Source organism: Streptomyces sp. V3I8, from assembly GCF_030817535.1.
Lineage (GTDB): Bacteria > Actinomycetota > Actinomycetes > Streptomycetales > Streptomycetaceae > Streptomyces.
The window spans coordinates 6,967,755-6,986,660 of sequence record NZ_JAUSZL010000002.1 but is presented as its reverse complement, the minus strand read 5'-3'; the positions used below and the strand labels follow the sequence as shown (position 1 = coordinate 6,986,660).

The following is an 18,906-nucleotide window of genomic DNA, read 5'->3' as shown; positions in this document are numbered from 1 at the left end:
CTCACCTGCCCCCGTTGTCCGCATCCCGCCTCACCGCTCCGTGCGGTCGGGACCGCCGTCGGCGGTCATGGAGTCCGTCGGGGGCATGGACGTCGGGGTCGCGGGCGTCGCGCCCTTGGCCGCGCGGCGCGCGGACTTGCCCGCCTGGGACACCTGGGTCGCCTTGCTGGGCTGCGCCCCCTTGCGGGTACGGGCCGCCGCCTTGGCCGCAGCCTTCACCGGCGCCTTCCCGGAGGTCGTTCCGGTCGCTGTCCCAGTCGCGGTCCCGGCCGGTTCCTTCGCGGCGGTGGTTTTGACGGGTGCGCCGCCGTCCGGGGCGCCGGGCGCGTCACCTGCCCCGGGTGAAACCGGCCCATCGGGCCCCCCGGGCGCACCTGGCGCTCCTGGCGCTCCCGGCGCGCCGAACGGCAGTACCCGTACCGTCGACCGCTCCACCGGCTTCGCCACCACCGGTATCTCGCGGCCCTCGATCAGGACGAGCGCCGCCTGGTAGACCACCGAGAGGGTGTACGGGGTCTGGTGGAGCATCCCCCAGAGCTTCGAGGTCTCGTCGATGTCCATCACCGTGGGCGTGAACCGCACCCGCTGCGCCGCGTCGGCGAGGTCGCTGTCCGCCAAGTACGGCTTCTCCCCCGCCAGTTCGATGATGTCCAGCGGCAGGACGGGGATCTCGTGCAGCGTGCGCACGACGGAGCCGATCAGCCGCTGGCCCACCAGTTCCGTCTCGTCGCCGTACGCGCTGATGAGGAAGTGCAGGTCAAGCGCCGTCGCGGCCCGCTTCAGCAGCGTGCCGTCGGAAGCGCGCGTCGGCAGGTCGGTGCCGCGCTGCGAGGTGTTGGGGGTGACCTGGTAGAGGAAGACGGTGATCGTGGGATCGGCGGGCGGGTCGGCCGACGGCTTGCGCGGCTCGACCTTGACGGCCATGTCGATCCCGGGCTGCAGGTTGGCCTCGATCAGCAGGGCGAGGGCCTGGGTGACGTGGGCGATGGCGAGTGCGTTGCTCATGACGTCAGTTCCTCAGTCCCACTGGTCCGCCGGTCCGCTGGTCCGCCGGCCGGTCCATCCGTCGGGCGTCCGCTCGTCGTGTCCCCGCATGCTTCACTCGCGCCCCCTCGCCAAGTAGTCCGCCAGACTCACGGTCGCCGCCGGTCGCCCGGGAGCGGCGGACCGACGGCTGCCGCCGGCCGGGGCCGCACCCGCCGCCGTCACTTCGAGGCGCCCGATCTGCACCTGAACCACCTGTTCGCCGCCACGCCCGGACCGTCGACCCGTGGCCTGCCGTACGGCGTCGCGGGCCGCCGCCGTGTCCGCGGTACTGGGTCGCGGCGCGGTGGACCCGGCGGCAGGGGATGCGGCGCCCGTGCCTGAGGGGAGGGGCACGGACACCGCGCTCGGGGAGGCGACCCGCTCCGGCTCGGCTCGTCCGGCGGGACGCCGCGCGGAGCCGGGAACCGGCCGCGATGCTGGTACGGCCGCCGCGGCGGGCCGCAGCAACGGCACCTCGGGCAGGTCCGGCGGCACGAGCCAGGGCGTCGGCTCCTCGGACACCGGCCGCCCGGTCTGTACGACGGTCCGCTCGCGCTCTGTACGGAGCTGGACCTCGCGCACGGTCGGGCTCACCAAGTCCGGGCCCCACGGGCTCTGTTGGGGTGCGGTCGGCCACAGTGCTCCCGCCGCGTCCGGCTCGGGCGCGGCGGCCCGTACCGCCTCGACCCGTTCGAAGGGGCCGGCCAGTCGCGGTCGCAGCCGCACCACGTCCGCGGGCGGCACGGCGGCCGGGGTGTGCCGGGCGAGCAGCCGGTCGAAGAAGTCGGGCGACCTTGACGCCCGCTCCTGCTCGGGGCGTCCGCCCAGGGGGTCAGACATCGGCACACAGCTCCAGGTAGTAGCGGCGCCGCAGCGGGCTGAGCGCCAGGATCTCCGGCTCGCTCCAGCCGTAGGCGGTGGCGAGCAGATGGACGTCCAGGAGCAGGTCGCGCGCCCAGGCGTCCAGTTCGGTCCACAGGTAGGAGGCGATGTCGAGTTCGGCGCGGGTGGCCGCTCCGCACTCGGGGCAGTTGACGTTGAGCGTGAGGTCGGCGCCCGGGTCGGCCTCCTGGGCCGCCTCGGCGAGCCGGCGCCGCACCGTCTCGGGCAGCGCGTCGGCGGGGACGTCCGCCCCCTCGCGTACGGCCGAGACGACGCAGCGTTCCAGCAGGGCCAGGCGGGGTTCCGGGTGCCGGGCCGCCGCCGTCAGGTCGGCGGCACTCGGCACCCGGAGTTCGATCTCCCAGCCGTCCTGCGCGACCCGCACCGAGGACGGAGCGGGACTGCCTGTCGACCGGGCCAACTCCGCCGCGTCCAGGTCGAATTCCATGTCCTCGCCGCAGGCGGCACAGCCGAGGCGGACCTGCATCCGGTCGCCGAACAAGGTCCGGCGCAGCGCGAAGAGGTCGGCCTCGCGCTCGCCCACCGGCAGCGCGGACAGCGTCTCGCCGCCGGTGTCCGGGCGGGCCGCGCGGTGCAGCAGCAGGGCGCGGCCGGACGGAGCCTGGGCAAGCCCGGTCTCCCAGGTGGTGAGGAGTTCCGCCGCCCGAGTGATCGTCATGCCCGCCCCCGTCCCGTACCGGCTCCGCTGCCCCCGCGGCCTTGGCTGTCCCAGCTGTCGTGCGATCCCCCGCCGGTCAGGCGGGGTTCAGGAACGAGGGCTCCTCCGGCTCGGGCACCTCGTAGTCCCGCTCCCAGCCCTCGCATTCGAGCTTCAGAGACTGGATGGCCACCGCGTTGGCGTTGGCGTCCAGTTCGCCGAGCACCTGGTACTCGCTGGGCCAGGTCCGGTAGAGCTTGTGCGAGACGGCCACCTGGCCGGCCTCGTTGAGGACCTGGATCACGATGTCCTTGCGGAAGTCGGCGAGGGACACCTCGGAGCCGAGGCCCGCGCCGACCTGCCAGACCTTGTTGGCCCAGCGGTCGAACTCCGTGTCGTGGGTGACCCCGCGTTCCAGCGTGATGCCCTCGAACTCGGAGCGTCCCGGCGACTTGCGCGGGGAGCTGGGGTCGCCGCCGTGCCGGTGCTTGACGACCTCGGTGGTCCGCTTCAGCGGACTGATCTTGCTGATGCCCGCGACCGTACGACCGTCCCACAGCACGAGGAACTTGAAGTTCTTGTAGGGGTCGAAACGCTGGGCGTTGACAGTGAACTCAGCCATCGGTTTCCTTCACGTTCTCCTCGTCGGGCCTGAAGCTCGAAGGGTCTACAGCTCGAACTGCGCCGACGTCTGCTGGATCCTGACGATCACGAACTCGGCCGGCCTGACGGGTGCGATACCGACCAGGACGTTGACGACGCCGTTCGCGATGTCCTCGTCCGTCGTGGTGTCGCGGTCGCACTTGACGAAGTACGCCTCGCGCGGTGTGCCGCCCTTGAAGGCGCCCTGCCGGAAGAGGGTGTGCAGGTACGAGGAGGCGCCGAGGCGGATCTGCTGCCACAGGTTCTCGTCGTTGGGCTCGAACACGACCCACTGCAGGCCGCGTTGCAGGCTCTCCTCGACATGCAGGGCGAGCCGTCGCACGGACACGTACTTCCACTCGCTGTCGAGTGCGTCGGAGCCTTCCAGGGTGCGCGCGCCCCAGACGAGCGGGCCCACCAGCGGCAGGGTGCGCAGGCAGTTGACGCCGAGCGGGTTGAGCAGTCCGCTCTCGCGGTCGGTGAGGTCGACGGCGAGCGAGTGGACTCCCGCGAGCCGTGCCTCGGTGCCGGCCGGCGCCTTCCACACACCGCGCTCGGAGTCCGTGCGGGCGTAGACCCCCGCGACCGCGCCCGACGGCGGGAAGGAACGCAGCCGTCCGGTGAGCGGGTCGGTGAGCTGCAGGTGCGGGAAGTACAGGCCGGCGTGGTTGCCGCGGACGGCGTCGAAGGCGGCGAGTCCGGCGCGGGCGGTGTCCACGCTGCCCCAGGTGCCGGGCGCGTCGACGAGGAGGAAGATCCGCCGCTCCTCGCAGAGCCGCTGGGCCGCGGAGACGACCGTGACCGCGTCGGCGGTGGACTCGTACGCCGCGAGTTCCGGCAGGACGAGCAGGTTGACGTCCGCGACACCGCGCAGCGCCTGGATGCCGGTCTTGTCGGCCTCGCTGCCGATGAGGTCGCGCGGGCCGGGGGCCTCGCCGTCCTCGCCGTCCTCCAGCGGGAAGACGGGCGGGTTGACGGACGCTTCGAGGCCCAGGTCGTTGGCGCACTCGCCGACGAACCGGACGACGTCGTCGGGGTCGGTGGAGCCCGCGACGACCTGGAGGCGCCTGCCGAAGGCGGTGACCTCGGCGCCCGCGAAGGCGTGCCGCCCCGGCGCGTCGGGCAGCGCCCGCAGCTTGCGTTCGAGCAACAGGGCCAACTCGGCCACCGAGGACGGCGACCGGCCGTCGCAGTCGGGGTCGTACAGCGTGAACTCGCGCTCGACGTCACCGATCTTGACGGTCAGGTCGACGGCGAGATCGGGCAGTTCGTGCCCGAACGGCTTGGAGACGGTGCCGGACGGGTCGGGCCGGCCCTCGCCCACGGCCTCGACGCGGACGAGCCGCGACCCCGCGTTGATCACGGTCGGCGCGTATCGGCCGTGCGAGGCGTCCATGGACAGCCCGGTGAAGCTCTCGCGGGCCCGGCCCCCGGCGTCGTACACGCGCAGGTTGAAGGTCTCGTCCGGGCGGGGCGTGTCGTGGTCGACGGCGGCGCGCAGTCCGTTGCCCCAGCCGCCGGGTTCCTTGGCGTGCACGTGGAGGACCGCGCTCCCGCTGTGGCCCTCGGTGGACTCCAAAGTGACGTGGGCGGTCTTCCCGCTGTTCGCCCTGGCGACGCGGACGATCACGGCGACCGTGCCGCCGTTGCCGAAGAACTGGTGCACCGCGTAGCCGACGGCACCGCGCGAGCTGAGCCCCCCGAAGCGGCGCTCGAACTCGGTGAAGCTCGTGACGCGCACCGGCTCGTTCAGCGGGCCGCGCCGGGTGTGCCCCACGAAGGCGGTCACCGAGGTGGTGACGGTCGAGATGGTCCGTGCGCTGCTGGGAAGCTCTTCGACGTAGACGCCGGGATAGGTCGGCCTGGCAGTGTTCACCGCGTTCATCGGCATTCCCCCTCCTCATCCGATCTCGGGCACCGGGTGACATGCACCAAGAGGCGGCAGAGGGGGTCGGTCACATCCGGCGCGCGCAGAGGTCCCCGGTAGGTGCGCACAGCACGCCGGTCCACGACACCGCATCAGCTTCCCCCGTCAGTGCCCCGGCCGGACGGCCGTCCGGGGTCAAGCAGCGCGCTTGTGACTCCTGATGCTCAGGTGCACGACCCACGGTGGCGGGTGGGCAGTTGCGTATGCAAGGCGTGTTCACGCCACCCCTGAAGGAGATTCGATGAAGAGCACCGCGCACAGCTCGCACGCGATGCACTCGTGTCGTGGCGCCTGCTTCACAGATCCGCCACATGCCGTGTTGCAGCACAATGGAGCGCATGTCCCGTCGCACCCCGCACTCTCGCAACCAGCGCCGTTCCGTTCCCGCGCGCAACCCCTCGTGCCCTTGCGGTCTTGCGGAGACGTACGAGCAGTGCTGTGGCCGATTCCATCGAGGTGAGGGCGCGGCGCCGACCGCCGAGGCGCTGATGCGCTCGCGCTACTGCGCGTTCGTCAGGCATGACGAGGCATACCTGCTGCGCACCTGGCACCCCCGCACCAGGCCGACCCGCCTGGACCTGGACCGGGCGACACGCTGGACGGGCCTGGAGGTCCTCGCCACGACGGAGGGCACGCCCTTCCACACCACCGGCACGGTGACCTTCCGCGCGACCTACGCGGGCGGCTCGCTCCACGAACACAGCCGCTTCGAACGGGCGGACGGCGTATGGGTGTACGTGGACGGAGACGTCGCCGCGTAGCTCCCTCCTCGGGGGCTCGGGGGCTCGGGGGCTCGGGGAACGGCACGATCCTTGGGCTCCCGGCCCTCAGGGGCGCGGGGAACGGCGCGACCGGCCCCGGACACACCCGCAGCCGACGGCGAGTCGGGACATGTCAGGCCTCCGGGCTGAGAATGTCCAGCTCCTGAAGCGCTCCCAGCACGACCTCCCGGGTCAACTCCTCCGCCCGCACCGCGTCCCCCGCCCGCACCGCCTCGGCGACCTGCACGTGCAGCGTGACCGCCGCGGGGTCGGGGTCCTCGAACATCACCTGATGATGCGTGCGCCCGGCCAGCACCTCGGCCACCACGTCCCCGAGCCGCGCGAACATGTCGTTGCCGGAGGCGTTCAGCACGATCCGGTGGAAGGCGATGTCGTGGACGAGGTACCCCTCCAGCCGGTGCCCGCGCGCGTTGGCCACCATGCCGAGCGCGCACTCGGTGAGCTCGGCACACTGCTCGGCGGTGGCGTGCTTGGCGGCCAGGCCCGCCGCGACGGGCTCCACCGCGCACCGCAGCACGGTCAGCGAGCGCAGCTGCCGGGGCCGGTCGGCGCCGGCCAGCCGCCACCGGATGACCTGCGGATCGTAGACGTTCCACTCGTGCGTGGGACGCACCGTCACGCCGACCCGGCGCCGGGACTCCACGAGGTGCATCGATTCGAGGACCCGTACGGCCTCCCGCATGACGGACCGTGACACCTCGAAACGCTGCGCGAGCTCGTCGGTGCGCAGGACGCTGCCCGGGGGGTACTCGCCCGCCGTGATCGAGGGGCCGAGGCTTTCCAGTACATGGCCGTGCAGCCCCCGGCCCGGTGTGCTCATGCATTCAGGGTACGAGGAGAAGAGCGCGAACAAAAAGTCAGACTTATACGTCACAGACCCTTGAATTCATCTGACCTATGGGTTTCAGTGTCGTGACGGATGCGGCACCCGACATCCATCCGGCATCCGATGTCGAAGAAGACAGCGAGGCAGCTATGACTACCCCCCACGTCGTCGTGGTGATGGGCGTGGCAGGCACGGGCAAGACCACCATCGGGCCCCTGCTTGCGGACCGGCTCGGCGTTCCCTACGCCGAGGCCGACGACTTCCACCCCGAGGCCAACATCGCCAAGATGTCGGCCGGTACGCCGCTCTCCGACGAGGACCGCCGGCCCTGGCTGGACGCCATCGGCGCCTGGGCACACGGACGGGCCGGACTCGGCGGCGTGGTCAGCTGCTCCGCGCTGAAGCGCGCCTACCGGGACCGGATCAGGTCGGCCGCCCCCGATGTCGTCTTCGTTCACCTCACCGGTGACCGCGCGCTCATCGAGGACCGGATGACCCACCGGAAGAACCACTTCATGCCCACGGCGCTCCTCGACTCCCAGTTCGCCACCCTCCAGCCGCTCCAGGCGGACGAGACGGGTGTCGCCGTGGACGTCGCCGGCAGCCCCGACGAGATCACCGAACGGGCCGTGACCGCGCTGGACGGCCTCGCCCGCTGAGCCCCCGCCCCGCCCGCCCCCTGCGGGGCGTCCCTCCCCTCTCCCCTCCCATGCAAGGAAAAGCACCGTGACCGGACTCAGCGTCGAGATGCTGGCAGCGGACCCCGTCGAGCCGATCACCTCGGCGGGCCACGCTCAGCTGGGCATCGCCGTTCTGGCGGGCATCGCCGTCATCGTCCTGCTCATCACCAAGTTCAGGCTGCACGCCTTCCTCGCGCTGACCATCGGGTCGCTGGCGCTCGGAGCCTTCGCCGGGGCCCCGCTCGACAAGGCGATCACCAGTTTCTCGGCCGGCCTCGGCTCGACCGTCGCCGGTGTGGGTGTGCTGATCGCGCTCGGCGCGATCCTCGGCAAGCTGCTCGCGGACTCCGGCGGCGCCGACCAGATCGTCGACACGATCCTCGCCAGGGCGGGCGGCCGCTCGATGCCCTGGGCGATGGTGCTGATCGCCTCGGTGATCGGGCTGCCGCTCTTCTTCGAGGTCGGCATCGTGCTGTTGATCCCGGTCGTCCTGATGGTGGCCAAGCGGGGCAACTACTCGCTGATGCGCATCGGCATCCCGGCGCTCGCGGGCCTGTCCGTGATGCACGGGCTGATCCCGCCGCACCCCGGCCCGCTGGTCGCGATCGACGCGGTCCACGCGAACCTCGGTGTCACCCTCGCCCTCGGTATCCTCGTCGCCGTTCCGACCGTGATCATCGCGGGTCCGCTGTTCTCGAAGTACGCGGCCCGCTGGGTGGACGTCCCGGCCCCGGAGAAGATGATCCCCCAGCGCGCCTCCGAGGACCTGGAGAGGCGTCCCGGCTTCGGCGTCACCATCGCCACCGTGCTGCTGCCGGTCGTGCTGATGCTGGCCAAGGCACTGGTCGACATCGTCGTCGACGACCCCGAGGCCACGGTGCAGCGCGTCTTCGACGTGATCGGCTCGCCGCTGATCGCCCTGCTCGCGGCCGTGCTCGTCGCCATGTTCACCCTCGGCCGGGCGGCCGGGTTCACCAAGAGCCGGCTCTCCTCGACCGTCGAGAAGTCACTCGCCCCGATCGCCGGCATCCTGCTCATCGTCGGCGCCGGCGGCGGCTTCAAGCAGACGCTGATCGACTCCGGCGTGGGCCAGATGATCCTGGACATCTCCAAGGACTGGTCGATCCCCGCGCTGCTGCTCGCCTGGCTGATCGCGGTCGCGATCCGGCTCGCGACCGGCTCCGCGACCGTCGCCACCATCTCGGCGGCCGGTCTCGTGGCCCCGCTCGCGGCCGACATGTCGACCACGCACACCGCGCTGCTCGTCCTCGCGATCGGCGCCGGCTCACTGTTCTTCAGCCATGTGAACGACGCCGGGTTCTGGCTGGTCAAGGAGTACTTCGGCCTGAGTGTCGGGCAGACCGTCAAGACCTGGTCGATCATGGAGACCATCATCTCGGTGGTCGCCGGAGGCCTGGTCCTGCTGCTGTCGCTCGTGATCTAGCCGGCCGGGTCCGCAGGAACCGCGCGAGCCCTCCGGAAGTCTCTCTCCACGCAACCGATCATGTTCGAAGCGGAAGAGAGAGCGAACGTGCAGAGCTCACGACCCCACCGCAACCGCCGAACCGTACTGGCCCTGGGCGCGGGAGCCGCCCTGGCGACCGCCGTGACCCCGCCGGCCCACGCGGCGGTGAAGGCGGACACGGCCACGAGGACCACCCCCGTGGTCACGGCCCTCGCGGAGCTGGAGCGCGCCCACGACGCCCGCCTGGGCGTCTACGCCCGCAACACCGCCACCGGCGAGACCGTGCGCTACCGCGCGCAGGAGACGTTTCCGATGTGTTCGGTCTTCAAGACCCTCGTCGGCGCGGCCGTCCTGCGGGACCTCGACCGGCGCGGCGAGTTCCTGGACCTGCGGATCCGGTACACCGCCCAGGATCTCGAGGACGCGGACGGCTCCCCCGTCACGGGGCTGGAGGAGAACCTCGCGCACGGCATGACCGTCGCGGCGCTGTGCCACGCCGCCATCGCGCACAGCGACAACGCCGCGGCGAACCTGCTGCTCCGTGAGCTGGGCGGGCCGGCCGCCGTCACGCGTTTCTGCCGTTCGGTCGGGGACACCACGACCCGCCTCGACCGGTGGGAGCCCCAGCTGAACTCGGCCGAGCCGTGGCGTACGACGGACCTCACCAGCCCGGCCGCCGTCGGACGGACGTACGCGAAGCTCGTCCTCGGTGACGCACTCGTGCGCCGGGACCGGCGGCAGCTGACCGAGTGGCTGCTGGCCAACACCACGAGCACCCACCGCTTCCGCCTGGGGCTGCCCGCGGACTGGGTCCTCGGCGACAAGACCGGTACGGGCAGGTACGGCACCAGCAACGACGTGGGCGTCGCGTGGACGCCGGACGGGGCGCCCGTCGTCCTGGCCGTCCTGTCCACCAAGTCCGACCCCGACGCCCCGAAGGACGACGAACTCGTCGCCGGGTCCGCCAGGCTGCTGGCGGCGGCGCTGGGCTGAGCCCGGTTCCGGGCCGGCCGTGGCTACGGCCGCCAGAGCGGATGTTCGCGCTCCGCCCACTCGCGGCTGACCGAGCCCGTCCGCAGTCCCCGCCGGGACTCCGGGCGGGCGAGGGCCATCCCGATGTGTCCCGCGAGGACCAGGCCGATGGTCAGCGCCAGCCAGTCGTGGACGAAGGTCGCGCTCGTGCGCCAGACCAGCGGGGCGAGGTGGGTGAACCACATGAGCAGTCCGGTGCCGAGCATGACCAGGACGGCGCCGGCGATCCAGGCGGCGTACGTCTTCTGTCCGGCGTTGAACTTCCCGGCCGGCCGGGACTCCGGCCGGGCGTCCCGGCGCAGCGCGGAGCGCAGCCAGACCCGGTCGTGCGGTCCGAAGCGGTTGAGCAGCCGCAGGTCCGACCGGAAGGCGCGGGAGGCGAGCCCGGCGAGGACGGGCACCGGGATCAGCAGGCCGGACCACTCATGCAGCCTGACGACCAGCTCGCGGCGGCCGACGAGTTCGGCGAGCTGGGGCAGGTAGAGGCAGGCCGCGGTGAGCACGCACAGGCCCGTCAGGAGCCCGGTGGTGCGGTGCACCCAGCGTTCGGCGGGCGTGAAGCGGCGGACCCGCACGGCGCTCGCGAGACGCTCTCCCGGGTTCGGGGCCGCCGGGGTGCCGGTCTCAGGTCGCGTCATCGTCCCGCCCGTTCGACCGGCCCACCCACGCGTCGATGTCGTAGCCGCGCTCTTCCCAGTAACCGGGGCGGACGTCCGAGGTGACGGTGATGCCGGAGAGCCATTTCGCCGACTTGTAGAAGTACATGGGGGCCGCGTAGAGGCGGACGGGGCCGCCGTGGGCGTGGTTCAGGTCCTTGTCCTGCATGCGCAGGGCGACGAGGACGTCGGCGCGGCGGGCCTGGGCGAGGGTCAGGCTCTCCGAGTACGCCCCGTCGAAGCAGGTGAAGCGCACCGCCCCGGCCGTGGAGCGCACCCCCGCGGCGTCCAGCAGCCGCGACAGGCGTACCCCCTCGAAGGGGGTGTCGGGCACCCGCCAGCCGGTGACGCACTGGACGTCGCGGACCATCCGCGTCTGCGGCAGGGCGCGCAGGTCGGACAGGGTATACGTGCCGGGGTGGTCGACCAGGCCGTCGACCTTCAGGCGGTAGGAGTCCTCGTCCTTGTGCGGTACGGACGAGGTGACCGAGTAGTAGCGGAAACCGCCGCCGTTGGGGAGGAGGCCGGTCAGGCCGGTGGGGTCCTTGTCCGCGGCGCCGCCGAGGAAGGACTCCAGGCCGCGCTGGAGGGCGGGCGCGGCGGCCACGCCGAGGACGCCGAGTCCGAGCATCCCGAGCACGAGCCGGCGCCCGACCGGGGCGCCGCCCTCCTCGGGGCCGCCCGATCCGGGTCCGCCCTCTTCCGGTCCGCCCGCGGCGGCTGACGACAGTTCCGGGTTCACACAGTGGATTCGAACACTCCCGGCCGCCGGAAGCCAGGGGCCGGGGGTGCCCGTCAGCGTTCCGTAATGACTTCCCGCGCCGTCCGGCCCCGGCCGGTCACTTCACGGCCTTCGCCGCGGCCCGGCCCGCCGTGCGCCCGGAGAACAGGCAGCCGCCGAGGAACGTGCCCTCCAGGGACCGGTACCCGTGCACCCCGCCGCCGCCGAACCCGGCCGCCTCCCCCGCCGCGTACACCCCCGGCAGCGGGTCGCCGCCCTCGGTCAGCACGCGGGAGGAGAGGTCGGTCTCCAGGCCGCCGAGCGTCTTGCGGGTGAGGATGTTGAGGCGGACGGCGACGAGCGGTCCGGCCTTCGGGTCGAGGATGCGGTGCGGGGTGGCCGTGCGGATGAGCCTGTCGCCGAGGTAGGCGCGGGTACCGCGGACCGCCATCACCTGGAGGTCCTTGGTGAAGGGGTTGGCGATCTCCCGGTCGCGCGCGGTGATCCGGCGGCGCAGCGCGTCCTCGTCGATGAGCGGCTCCTCGGTCAGCGCGTTCATGCCGCGGACGAGTGCGCCGAGGTCCTTCTCGATGACGAAGTCGGCGCCGTGGTCCATGAACGCCCGTACCGGCCCCGGCACGTCGGCCCGGGCCCGCCGGAGGACACCCTTGACGGACTTGCCGGTGAGGTCGGGGTTCTGCTCGGAGCCCGAGAGCGCGAACTCCTTGCCGATGATCCGCTGGTTGAGCACGAACCACGTGTGGTCGTAGCCGGTCCTCATGATGTGCTCGAGCGTGCCGAGCGTGTCGAAGCCCGGGAACAGCGGTACGGGCAGCCGGTTGCCGCGGGCGTCCAGCCACAGCGAGGACGGACCGGGCAGGATGCGGATGCCGTGCTTGTCCCAGATGGGGTTCCAGTTCCGGATGCCCTCGGTGTAGTGCCACATGCGGTCGCGGTTGATCAGGTGCGCGCCGGTGGCCTCCGCGATGCCGAGCATCTCGCCGTCCACGTGCGCGGGCACCCCGGAGATCATCCGCTTCGGCGGGGTGCCGAGGCGCTCGGGCCAGTTGGCCCGTACGAGGTCGTGGTTGCCGCCGATGCCGCCGGAGGTGACGATCACCGCCTGGGCCCGGAGCTCGAAGGCGCCGGTGACGGTGCGGCTGCTGGCCCGGCCGCGCTCGACGCCCGACGGCTCCAGGACCTCGCCGCTCACCGTGTCGACCGTGCCCGCGCTGCGCGAAAGACCCGTGACGCGGTGGCGGAACCTCAGCTGGACCAGGCCCCGCGCGACACCGGCGCGGACCCGCCGCTCGAAGGGGGCGACGAGACCGGGGCCGGTGCCCCAGGTGATGTGGAAGCGCGGTACGGAGTTGCCGTGGCCGCCCGCGTCGTAACCGCCGCGCTCGGCCCAGCTGACCACCGGGAACCAGCGCACGCCCTGCCGGTGCAGCCAGCCGCGCTTCTCACCGGCCGCGAAGTCGACGTACGCCTCGGCCCACTTGCGGGGCCAGTGGTCCTCCGGGCGGTCGAAGGCCGCGGTGCCCATCCAGTCCTGGAGGGCCAGCGCGTGGCTGTCCTTGATGCGCATCCGGCGCTGCTCGGGCGAGTCCACGAAGAACAGGCCGCCGAACGACCAGTGCGCCTGGCCGCCGAACGACTGCTCCGGCTCCTGGTCGAGGAGGATCACCTTGCGTCCCGCGTCGACGAGTTCCGCGGTCGCCGCGAGTCCCGCGAGACCCGCTCCGATCACGATCACATCTGCGTCGTACGCCATGAGCAGGTCCTCCTCGGCCTTGTTACTGATCGGTCAGATCCTTGGGCACCGGAGTGACCCAGTCAACTGCCGGGTTCCGGATACTCGGGCTACAGTCGGGCACTACCCGCACCCCGCCCCGTCACCGTCCGAAGTCGTGAGGTACGCAGCGTGTCGGTCCTGGTCCTCGCCCTCGCCGTCGGCGCCGCCTGCTGCCTGGGTTTCGGATTCGTCCTCCAGCAGAACGCGGCGGCGCACGCCCCCCTGGGCGACTTCCTCTCCCCCCGGCTGCTCCTCGACCTGGTGAAGGTGCCGCGCTGGCTGGGCGGTATCGCGTTCATGGTGGCCGGCATGGTGCTGGGCGCGATCGCGCTGTCGCACGGTGAGGTGTCCCTCGTCGAACCGCTCCTCGCGACGAACCTGCTGTTCGCGCTCGCCCTCTCACGGCACCGGACCCGCCAGTCGCTCGGCGGACAGGGCTGGGGAGGGCTGCTGCTCCTGGCGGGCGGGGTGTCGGCCTTCATCGTGGCCGGACAGCCCGAGGGCGGCGACGCCGTCTCCGACCCGCTGCGGCACTGGCTGATCATCGGTGTGATGGTCGGGCTCGCGCTGCTGCTCACGGCGTACGCCAAGCGCTCGCGGCTGCGTGCGGGACCCGTGCTGCTCGCAGTGGCGGCCGGGCTGCTGTACGGCGTGCAGGACGCGCTCACCCGGGTCAGCGGCCAGCGGTTCTCGGACGGCGGCTGGACGGCGCTCGCCACCGGATGGCAGGTGTACGCGGTCGTCGCCCTCGGTGTCACGGGGCTCGTCCTCGTGCAGAGCGCCTTCGAGACCGCGCCGCTGCGGATGTCGCTGCCCGCGCTGACCGCCGCCCAGCCGCTCGCCGGGATCGCGTGCGGGGTGGGGTTCCTCGGCGACCGGTTGCGGACCGACACCGGGGCGCTGGCCTGGGAGGCCGCCGGGCTGGCCGGGATCGTGGCGGGGGTGGTCCTGCTGGGGCTGCATCCCGCGATGCCGAGCGGCGCCGGGGCCGGGCAGCGGGTGCGGGACCTCCAGCCGCGCTGACGCGCTGGCGCCCGGTCGCCCGGTCGCCCGGCTTGCGGGAGGGACGGGTCTGTCCCGCCGGCGCGGGACGGCTGCTTTGATGGCCGGATGAGTTCCGCTGACGAGATCCTCGACGTCGTCGACGAGCACGACGTGGTGGTGGGCCGGGCGCGGCGCGCCGACGTGTACGCGCGCGGGCTGCGGCACCGGTGCGCGTTCATCCAGGTCACAGATGCGGACGGGCGCCTGTTCGTGCACCGGCGCACCTCGGCCAAGCTGGTGTTCCCCTCCCTGTACGACCTGTTCGTCGGCGGGGTCGTGGGCGCGGGCGAGAGCTACGACGACGCGGCGCTGCGGGAGGCCGAGGAGGAGCTCGGGGTGTCCGGACTGGCCCGGCCGTCCTTCCTGTTCAAGTTCCTGTACGACGACGGGGCCGGGAAGAGCTGGTGGTCGGCCGTGTACGAGGTGCGGTGGGAGGGGCCGGTCTGCCCGCAGGCGGAGGAGGTCGCCTGGCACGCGTTCCTGCCGGAGGAGGAGGTGCGGACGTTGCTGGCGCGGTGGGAGTGGGTGCCGGACGGGATGGCCGCGTACGCGCGGCTGCGGGCCTTTCGTGACGCGGGGCCGGGCTGAGGGCGGTGCGCCGGAACCGTTCGCCGGGGGTCGTTCGCCCCTGCGGGTTCGGTGGGGGCCGGTCGCGCGGTTCCCCGCGCCCCTCGACGGGGCCCGCGGCTCCTTGAGTGCCTGCCGGTAGGGTCGCTCGTGTGATCGAGATTGTGCGGAACGTCCGGTTGTGGTTCGCGCCCGCGCGGATCGGGCGGGAAGGGGCCACCCCCGACTACCGGTTCTCGCTGGCGAACGAGCGGACGTTCCTGGCGTGGCTGCGGACCTCGCTCGCCCTGATCGGCGGCGGCTTCGCCGTGGACCAGTTCCTGCCCGACCTGCGGTGGGCGTGGCGGACGGGTCTGGCGCTCGGGCTGCTGGCCGCCGGAGTGCTGTGCGCGTTGCGGTCGGTGAACCACTGGGTCCGCTGCGAGCGCGCGATGCGCAGGGGCGAGGACCTGCCGGTGTCCCGTTTCCCGGCACTGCTGAGCATCGGCGTGGCCCTGGTGGCCGTCGCGATGGTCGTGGTCGTGCTCGCCGGGTGGGAGACGTGACGGGACCGGCCCCGGCGCCCGCCCCGCCGGCCCGGAACCGCGACCCCGGCCTGCAGCCGGAACGCACCCGGCTGGCCTGGCGGCGTACGACCCTGACGGCGACCGTGGTGACCGTGCTCGCGGGCCGGTCTGCCCTGCGCGACGGCCCGGACGTGACGGCGTTCACGGCGTGCGCGCTGTGCTGCGGGGTGTTGCTCGGTTTCCTCGCGGTGGCCCACCGACGGATCCGCGCCCTGTCCGGGGACACACCCCCGGCGGTGTTCACCCCCCGGCACGCGGCCATGGCCGCGCTCTGCACGATCGCACTGGCGGTCTGCGCGACGGCGCTGGTCCTCTAGGGCCTGGACCCCGCGGCGCGGCGCGCGCCGGTTCGGCCGCTTGCGCCGCCGCGCCCGTGGCCGGGCCGCGGGCACACGGAGGTGCCGCACGGCGACCACGTGGACTACGTTCATGACGGCCGCCGGCGACGGGCCGCGGACTCTTTCGCGTCGCCTCCCGGGGCGGAGACGCGGGTCACTTTTCGTTCGCCCACTGGACGGCATACCGACCGGTCGGCATCATGTGGGGAGTCATGATTCCCGCCTACGGAGGCAACACGATGAGTCCAGACCGTCCACCAGGTCTCGATCTCGACCGGCTGCGCGGACTGCTCGACGACGAGCGGCCCGGGCTGGTCCACGGCCCGCTCACCGGCCGGCTGATCGAGGGCGGACGGTCGAACCTCACGTACGCGGTGTCGGACGGCACGTCGAAGTGGGTCGTCCGCCGGCCGCCGCTGGGGCATGTGCTGGCCACCGCGCACGACATGAAGCGCGAGCACCGGGTGATCAGCGCGCTGCACCCGACCGCCGTACCCGTGCCGGGCACCCTGCTGCTGTGCGAGGACGTGGAGGTGCTCGGCGCGCCCTTCTACGTCATGGACTTCGTGGAGGGCACGCCCTACCGGACCGCCGAGCAGCTCGCTCCGCTCGGTCCGGAGCGCACGCGCGGCGCGGTCCTCGGCCTCGTCGACACCCTGGTCGAGCTGCACGCCGTCGACCCCGCCGCGGTGGGCCTCGCCGACTTCGGCCGGCCCGAGGGCTTCCTCGACCGCCAGCTGCGGCGCTGGGGCAAGCAGCTGGACGCCTCCCGAAACCGTGAGCTGGCCGGAATTGACGAGCTGCACGCCGCTCTGGGGCGCGAACTGCCGCACTCCCCCGCGCCCACGGTCGTGCACGGCGACTACCGCCTCGACAACGTGCTGATCGGCGAGGACGACCGCATCACGGCCGTCCTCGACTGGGAGATGTCGACGCTGGGCGACCCGCTCACCGACCTCGGTCTGCTGGTCATGTACAGCATGCCGCTGGGACTGCCCGACTCACCCGTCTCCACCACCGCGACGGCCGCCGGGCACCCCGCGCCCGCCGAGCTGATCGAGCGGTACGCCGCGCGCTCGGGGCGCGACGTGTCCGCCGTCGCCTGGTACACGGCGTTCGCGTGGTTCAAGCTCGCCGTGATCCTGGAGGGCATCCACTACCGCTACACGCTCGGCCAGACCGTCGGCGCGGGCTTCGACCGCATCGGCGACCTGGTCCCCGTGTTCATCGAGCACGGTCTGACCACCCTCCAGGAAGGCTGACGGACCATGGACTTCGCATTCGACGCGCGCACCGAGGAACTGCGTGCCAAGCTCCTCGCCTTCATGGACGAGTACGTCTATCCGGCGGAGGCCGTCGCCCACGAGCAGCGCGAGCGGCTGGCCTCGCCGTGGGACACCCCGGCCGTGGTCGAGGAGCTGAAGGCCGAGGCCCGCCGCCAGGGGCTGTGGAACCTGTTCCTGCCGGACTCCGAGTACGGGGCCGGGCTGACGAACCTCCAGTACGCGCCGCTCGCCGAGATCACCGGCCGCTCCCCGCAGCTGGCGCCCACCGCGCTGAACTGCGCGGCGCCGGACACCGGCAACATGGAGGTGCTCAGCCAGTTCGGCGACGAGCAGCAGCGCAAGCAGTGGCTGGAGCCGCTGCTCGCCGGGGAGATCCGGTCGGCGTTCGCGATGACCGAGCCGGAGGTCGCCTCCTCCGACGCGACGAACATCACCACGATGATCGAGCGCAGCTCCGGCGGCGCGGACGGCACGGGCGGCACGTCCGACTCCGACGAGTACGTCATCACCGGCCGCAAGTGGTACATCTCCGGGGCGATGAACCCCGACTGCAAGATCTTCATCGTGATGGGCAAGACCGACCCGCAGGGCTCCGACATCCGCCGCCAGCAGTCGATGGTGCTGGTGCCGCGCGACACCCCGGGCGTCGAGGTCAGGCGCGCGATGCAGGTGTACGGCTACGAGGACCACTCCCACGGGGGCCACGCCGAGGTCGTCTTCCACGGGGCGCGGGTACCGGTCGCGAACCTCATCGGCGAGGAGGGTGGCGGTTTCGCCATCGCGCAGGCGCGGCTCGGCCCCGGCCGCATCCACCACTGCATGCGGCTGATCGGCATGGCCGAGCGGGCGATCGAGCTGATGTGCCGGCGGGCCGTCTCCCGCGAGGCCTTCGGCAAGCCGCTGGCCCAGCAGGGGGTCGTCCACAACTGGATCGCCGACGCGCGGGTGGCCGTCGAGCAGCTGCGGCTGCTGGTCCTGAAGACGGCCTGGATGATGGACACCGTCGGCAACAGGGGTGCGCACACGGAGATCCAGGCGATCAAGATCGCCACGCCCCGGACGGTGGTCGACATCATCGACAAGGCGGTTCAGCTGCACGGGGCGGGGGGCGTCAGCCAGGACTTCCCGCTGGCCGAGCTCTGGGCCGGGGCCCGCACCCTGAAACTGGCCGACGGGCCGGACGAGGTGCATCAGCGGTCGCTGGCACGCAACGAGCTGAAGAAGTACGCCTGACCCGCCGGGGGCTCGGTCACTGCCTCGGGGCTCCGTCCCGAACCCCCGTCGCGCGGTTCCTCGCGCCCCTGGTGCCCAGGGTGCGAGGAACCGCGCGACCAGCCACAGCAGGCCCGCGTCCGCGGGCGGAACGCCCTAGGGGCGCAGCGCCCGCAGCAGCAGGTCCGCCAGGTGGTCGGCGACCTCCTGCTGGCTCAGCGGGCCGTCCGGGCTGTACCACGTCGACAGGTGGTGCACCGAGCCGAAGTGGTAGTCGACGACGAGGTCCGCCGGTGTCTCCTTGGAGAAGACCCCCGACTCCTGCCCCTCCTCGATCAGCGCCCGGAACCGCTCGTGGTAGCGCCGCCGCTCCGCCCGTACCTGCTTGTTCTTCTCGGGGCTCAGATGGTGCATCGAGCGGAAGAAGATCGACGCGTCGTCCAGGTTGTCGATCGTCGTGACGACGACGTCGGCGGCGGCGCCCCGCAACCGCTCCTCCACCGGCGCCTCGGCGCCCGCGAAGGCGTCGAGGCGCTCCTGCTGCAGCCGCAGCACACGGGCGTACACCTCGTGGAGCAGGTCGTCCTTGGACCCGAAGTAGTGGTAGAGCGCGCCTTTGGTGACGCCGGCCGCCTCGACGATCTCCTGCACCGAGGTGCGGTCGTAACCGCGCTCGGCGAAGAGCCGGGTGGCGGCGGCCAGCAGCCGCTGCGGAACGGGCGTACCGTCCCCGTCCGTCGTCCTGGGCACTGCCGCCACCTGCCTTCCAGTGTTCTGCGTCCTGTGTGCCGACTGCCGTAC

Annotated in this window: 20 protein-coding genes; 10 read left to right on the top strand and 10 right to left on the bottom strand. The window is 72.3% G+C overall.

Annotation, left to right across the window (positions count from 1 at the left end):
• Window positions 1-30: 30 nt before the first annotated feature.
• The 5 genes from QFZ75_RS30910 to QFZ75_RS30890 all read right to left on the bottom strand — a co-directional run bounded on the left by QFZ75_RS30910 (window position 31) and on the right by QFZ75_RS30890 (window position 5,099).
• On the bottom strand, window positions 31-1,005 hold the full coding sequence (locus tag QFZ75_RS30910; RefSeq protein ID WP_307542141.1) for a DUF4255 domain-containing protein: 975 nt from the start codon (window positions 1,003-1,005) through the stop codon (window positions 31-33).
• 93 nt (window positions 1,006-1,098) lie between these two features.
• Window positions 1,099-1,866, bottom strand: a complete 768-nt coding sequence (locus QFZ75_RS30905; RefSeq protein ID WP_307542140.1) for a hypothetical protein — start codon at window positions 1,864-1,866, stop codon at window positions 1,099-1,101.
• Complete coding sequence (locus tag QFZ75_RS30900; RefSeq protein WP_307542138.1) at window positions 1,859-2,587, bottom strand: hypothetical protein; 729 nt, start codon at window positions 2,585-2,587, stop codon at window positions 1,859-1,861. The genes QFZ75_RS30905 and QFZ75_RS30900 overlap by 8 nt, the downstream gene beginning before the upstream one ends.
• 76 nt (window positions 2,588-2,663) lie before the next feature.
• Window positions 2,664-3,188: a phage tail protein gene (locus QFZ75_RS30895; RefSeq protein WP_307542136.1), complete on the bottom strand. Its 525-nt coding sequence runs from the start codon at window positions 3,186-3,188 to the stop codon at window positions 2,664-2,666.
• A gap of 45 nt (window positions 3,189-3,233) precedes the next feature.
• On the bottom strand, window positions 3,234-5,099 hold the full coding sequence (locus QFZ75_RS30890; RefSeq protein WP_307542135.1) for a phage tail sheath C-terminal domain-containing protein: 1,866 nt from the start codon (window positions 5,097-5,099) through the stop codon (window positions 3,234-3,236).
• 374 nt (window positions 5,100-5,473) lie between these two features.
• On the opposite strand from QFZ75_RS30890, the gene QFZ75_RS30885 reads away from it, so the two are divergent.
• Window positions 5,474-5,896, top strand: coding sequence for a YchJ family protein (locus tag QFZ75_RS30885; protein ID WP_307542133.1), 423 nt, complete (start codon window positions 5,474-5,476; stop codon window positions 5,894-5,896).
• 133 nt (window positions 5,897-6,029) lie between these two features.
• On the opposite strand, the gene QFZ75_RS30880 is transcribed toward QFZ75_RS30885, so the two are convergent.
• Window positions 6,030-6,737 carry a FadR/GntR family transcriptional regulator gene (locus QFZ75_RS30880; protein WP_307542131.1) on the bottom strand — a complete coding sequence of 236 codons (708 nt, stop codon included), beginning with the start codon at window positions 6,735-6,737 and terminating at the stop codon, window positions 6,030-6,032.
• 155 nt (window positions 6,738-6,892) lie between these two features.
• On the opposite strand from QFZ75_RS30880, the gene QFZ75_RS30875 reads away from it, so the two are divergent.
• From QFZ75_RS30875 to bla, 3 genes are all read left to right on the top strand, one after another.
• Window positions 6,893-7,402 (top strand): gluconokinase, encoded by a 510-nt coding sequence (locus tag QFZ75_RS30875; protein ID WP_307542129.1) that lies wholly within the window; start codon window positions 6,893-6,895, stop codon window positions 7,400-7,402.
• Window positions 7,403-7,469: 67 nt separating this feature from the next.
• Window positions 7,470-8,867, top strand: coding sequence for a gluconate:H+ symporter (locus tag QFZ75_RS30870; protein WP_307542128.1), 1,398 nt, complete (start codon window positions 7,470-7,472; stop codon window positions 8,865-8,867).
• Between the two features lie 60 nt (window positions 8,868-8,927).
• A complete protein-coding gene (gene bla / locus QFZ75_RS30865) occupies window positions 8,928-9,881 on the top strand; it encodes a class A beta-lactamase (protein WP_307542127.1) in 954 nt (317 codons plus the stop codon).
• Window positions 9,882-9,904: 23 nt separating this feature from the next.
• Here the strand turns inward: bla and QFZ75_RS30860 are convergent, their stop codons facing one another.
• The 3 genes from QFZ75_RS30860 to QFZ75_RS30850 all read right to left on the bottom strand — a co-directional run bounded on the left by QFZ75_RS30860 (window position 9,905) and on the right by QFZ75_RS30850 (window position 13,071).
• The gene (locus QFZ75_RS30860; RefSeq protein ID WP_307542125.1) at window positions 9,905-10,558 is read right to left on the bottom strand and encodes a cytochrome b/b6 domain-containing protein; all 654 of its coding nucleotides are present in this window, start codon (window positions 10,556-10,558) and stop codon (window positions 9,905-9,907) included.
• Window positions 10,545-11,207: a molybdopterin-dependent oxidoreductase gene (locus tag QFZ75_RS30855; RefSeq protein ID WP_307544910.1), complete on the bottom strand. Its 663-nt coding sequence runs from the start codon at window positions 11,205-11,207 to the stop codon at window positions 10,545-10,547. Before QFZ75_RS30855 ends, QFZ75_RS30860 begins: the two co-directional genes overlap by 14 nt.
• Window positions 11,208-11,415: 208 nt before the next feature.
• Window positions 11,416-13,071, bottom strand: a complete 1,656-nt coding sequence (locus tag QFZ75_RS30850; RefSeq protein ID WP_307542123.1) for an FAD-binding dehydrogenase — start codon at window positions 13,069-13,071, stop codon at window positions 11,416-11,418.
• Window positions 13,072-13,221: 150 nt separating this feature from the next.
• On the opposite strand from QFZ75_RS30850, the gene QFZ75_RS30845 reads away from it, so the two are divergent.
• The 6 genes from QFZ75_RS30845 (at window position 13,222) to QFZ75_RS30820 (ending at window position 18,126) form a co-directional block, all read left to right on the top strand.
• On the top strand, window positions 13,222-14,115 hold the full coding sequence (locus tag QFZ75_RS30845; RefSeq protein ID WP_307542122.1) for a DMT family transporter: 894 nt from the start codon (window positions 13,222-13,224) through the stop codon (window positions 14,113-14,115).
• 87 nt (window positions 14,116-14,202) lie between these two features.
• Window positions 14,203-14,724 (top strand): NUDIX hydrolase, encoded by a 522-nt coding sequence (locus QFZ75_RS30840; RefSeq protein ID WP_307542119.1) that lies wholly within the window; start codon window positions 14,203-14,205, stop codon window positions 14,722-14,724.
• Window positions 14,725-14,855: 131 nt separating this feature from the next.
• Window positions 14,856-15,248, top strand: coding sequence for a YidH family protein (locus QFZ75_RS30835; RefSeq protein ID WP_307542118.1), 393 nt, complete (start codon window positions 14,856-14,858; stop codon window positions 15,246-15,248).
• Complete coding sequence (locus QFZ75_RS30830) at window positions 15,245-15,586, top strand: DUF202 domain-containing protein (RefSeq protein ID WP_307542115.1); 342 nt, start codon at window positions 15,245-15,247, stop codon at window positions 15,584-15,586. Before QFZ75_RS30835 ends, QFZ75_RS30830 begins: the two co-directional genes overlap by 4 nt.
• Window positions 15,587-15,846: 260 nt before the next feature.
• Window positions 15,847-16,869: a phosphotransferase family protein gene (locus QFZ75_RS30825; protein ID WP_307542113.1), complete on the top strand. Its 1,023-nt coding sequence runs from the start codon at window positions 15,847-15,849 to the stop codon at window positions 16,867-16,869.
• A gap of 6 nt (window positions 16,870-16,875) precedes the next feature.
• A complete protein-coding gene (locus tag QFZ75_RS30820; protein WP_307542111.1) occupies window positions 16,876-18,126 on the top strand; it encodes an acyl-CoA dehydrogenase family protein in 1,251 nt (416 codons plus the stop codon).
• A 135-nt stretch (window positions 18,127-18,261) separates the two neighbouring features.
• Here the strand turns inward: QFZ75_RS30820 and QFZ75_RS30815 are convergent, their stop codons facing one another.
• Window positions 18,262-18,855 (bottom strand): TetR/AcrR family transcriptional regulator, encoded by a 594-nt coding sequence (locus QFZ75_RS30815; protein ID WP_307542109.1) that lies wholly within the window; start codon window positions 18,853-18,855, stop codon window positions 18,262-18,264.
• Window positions 18,856-18,906: the final 51 nt, after the last annotated feature.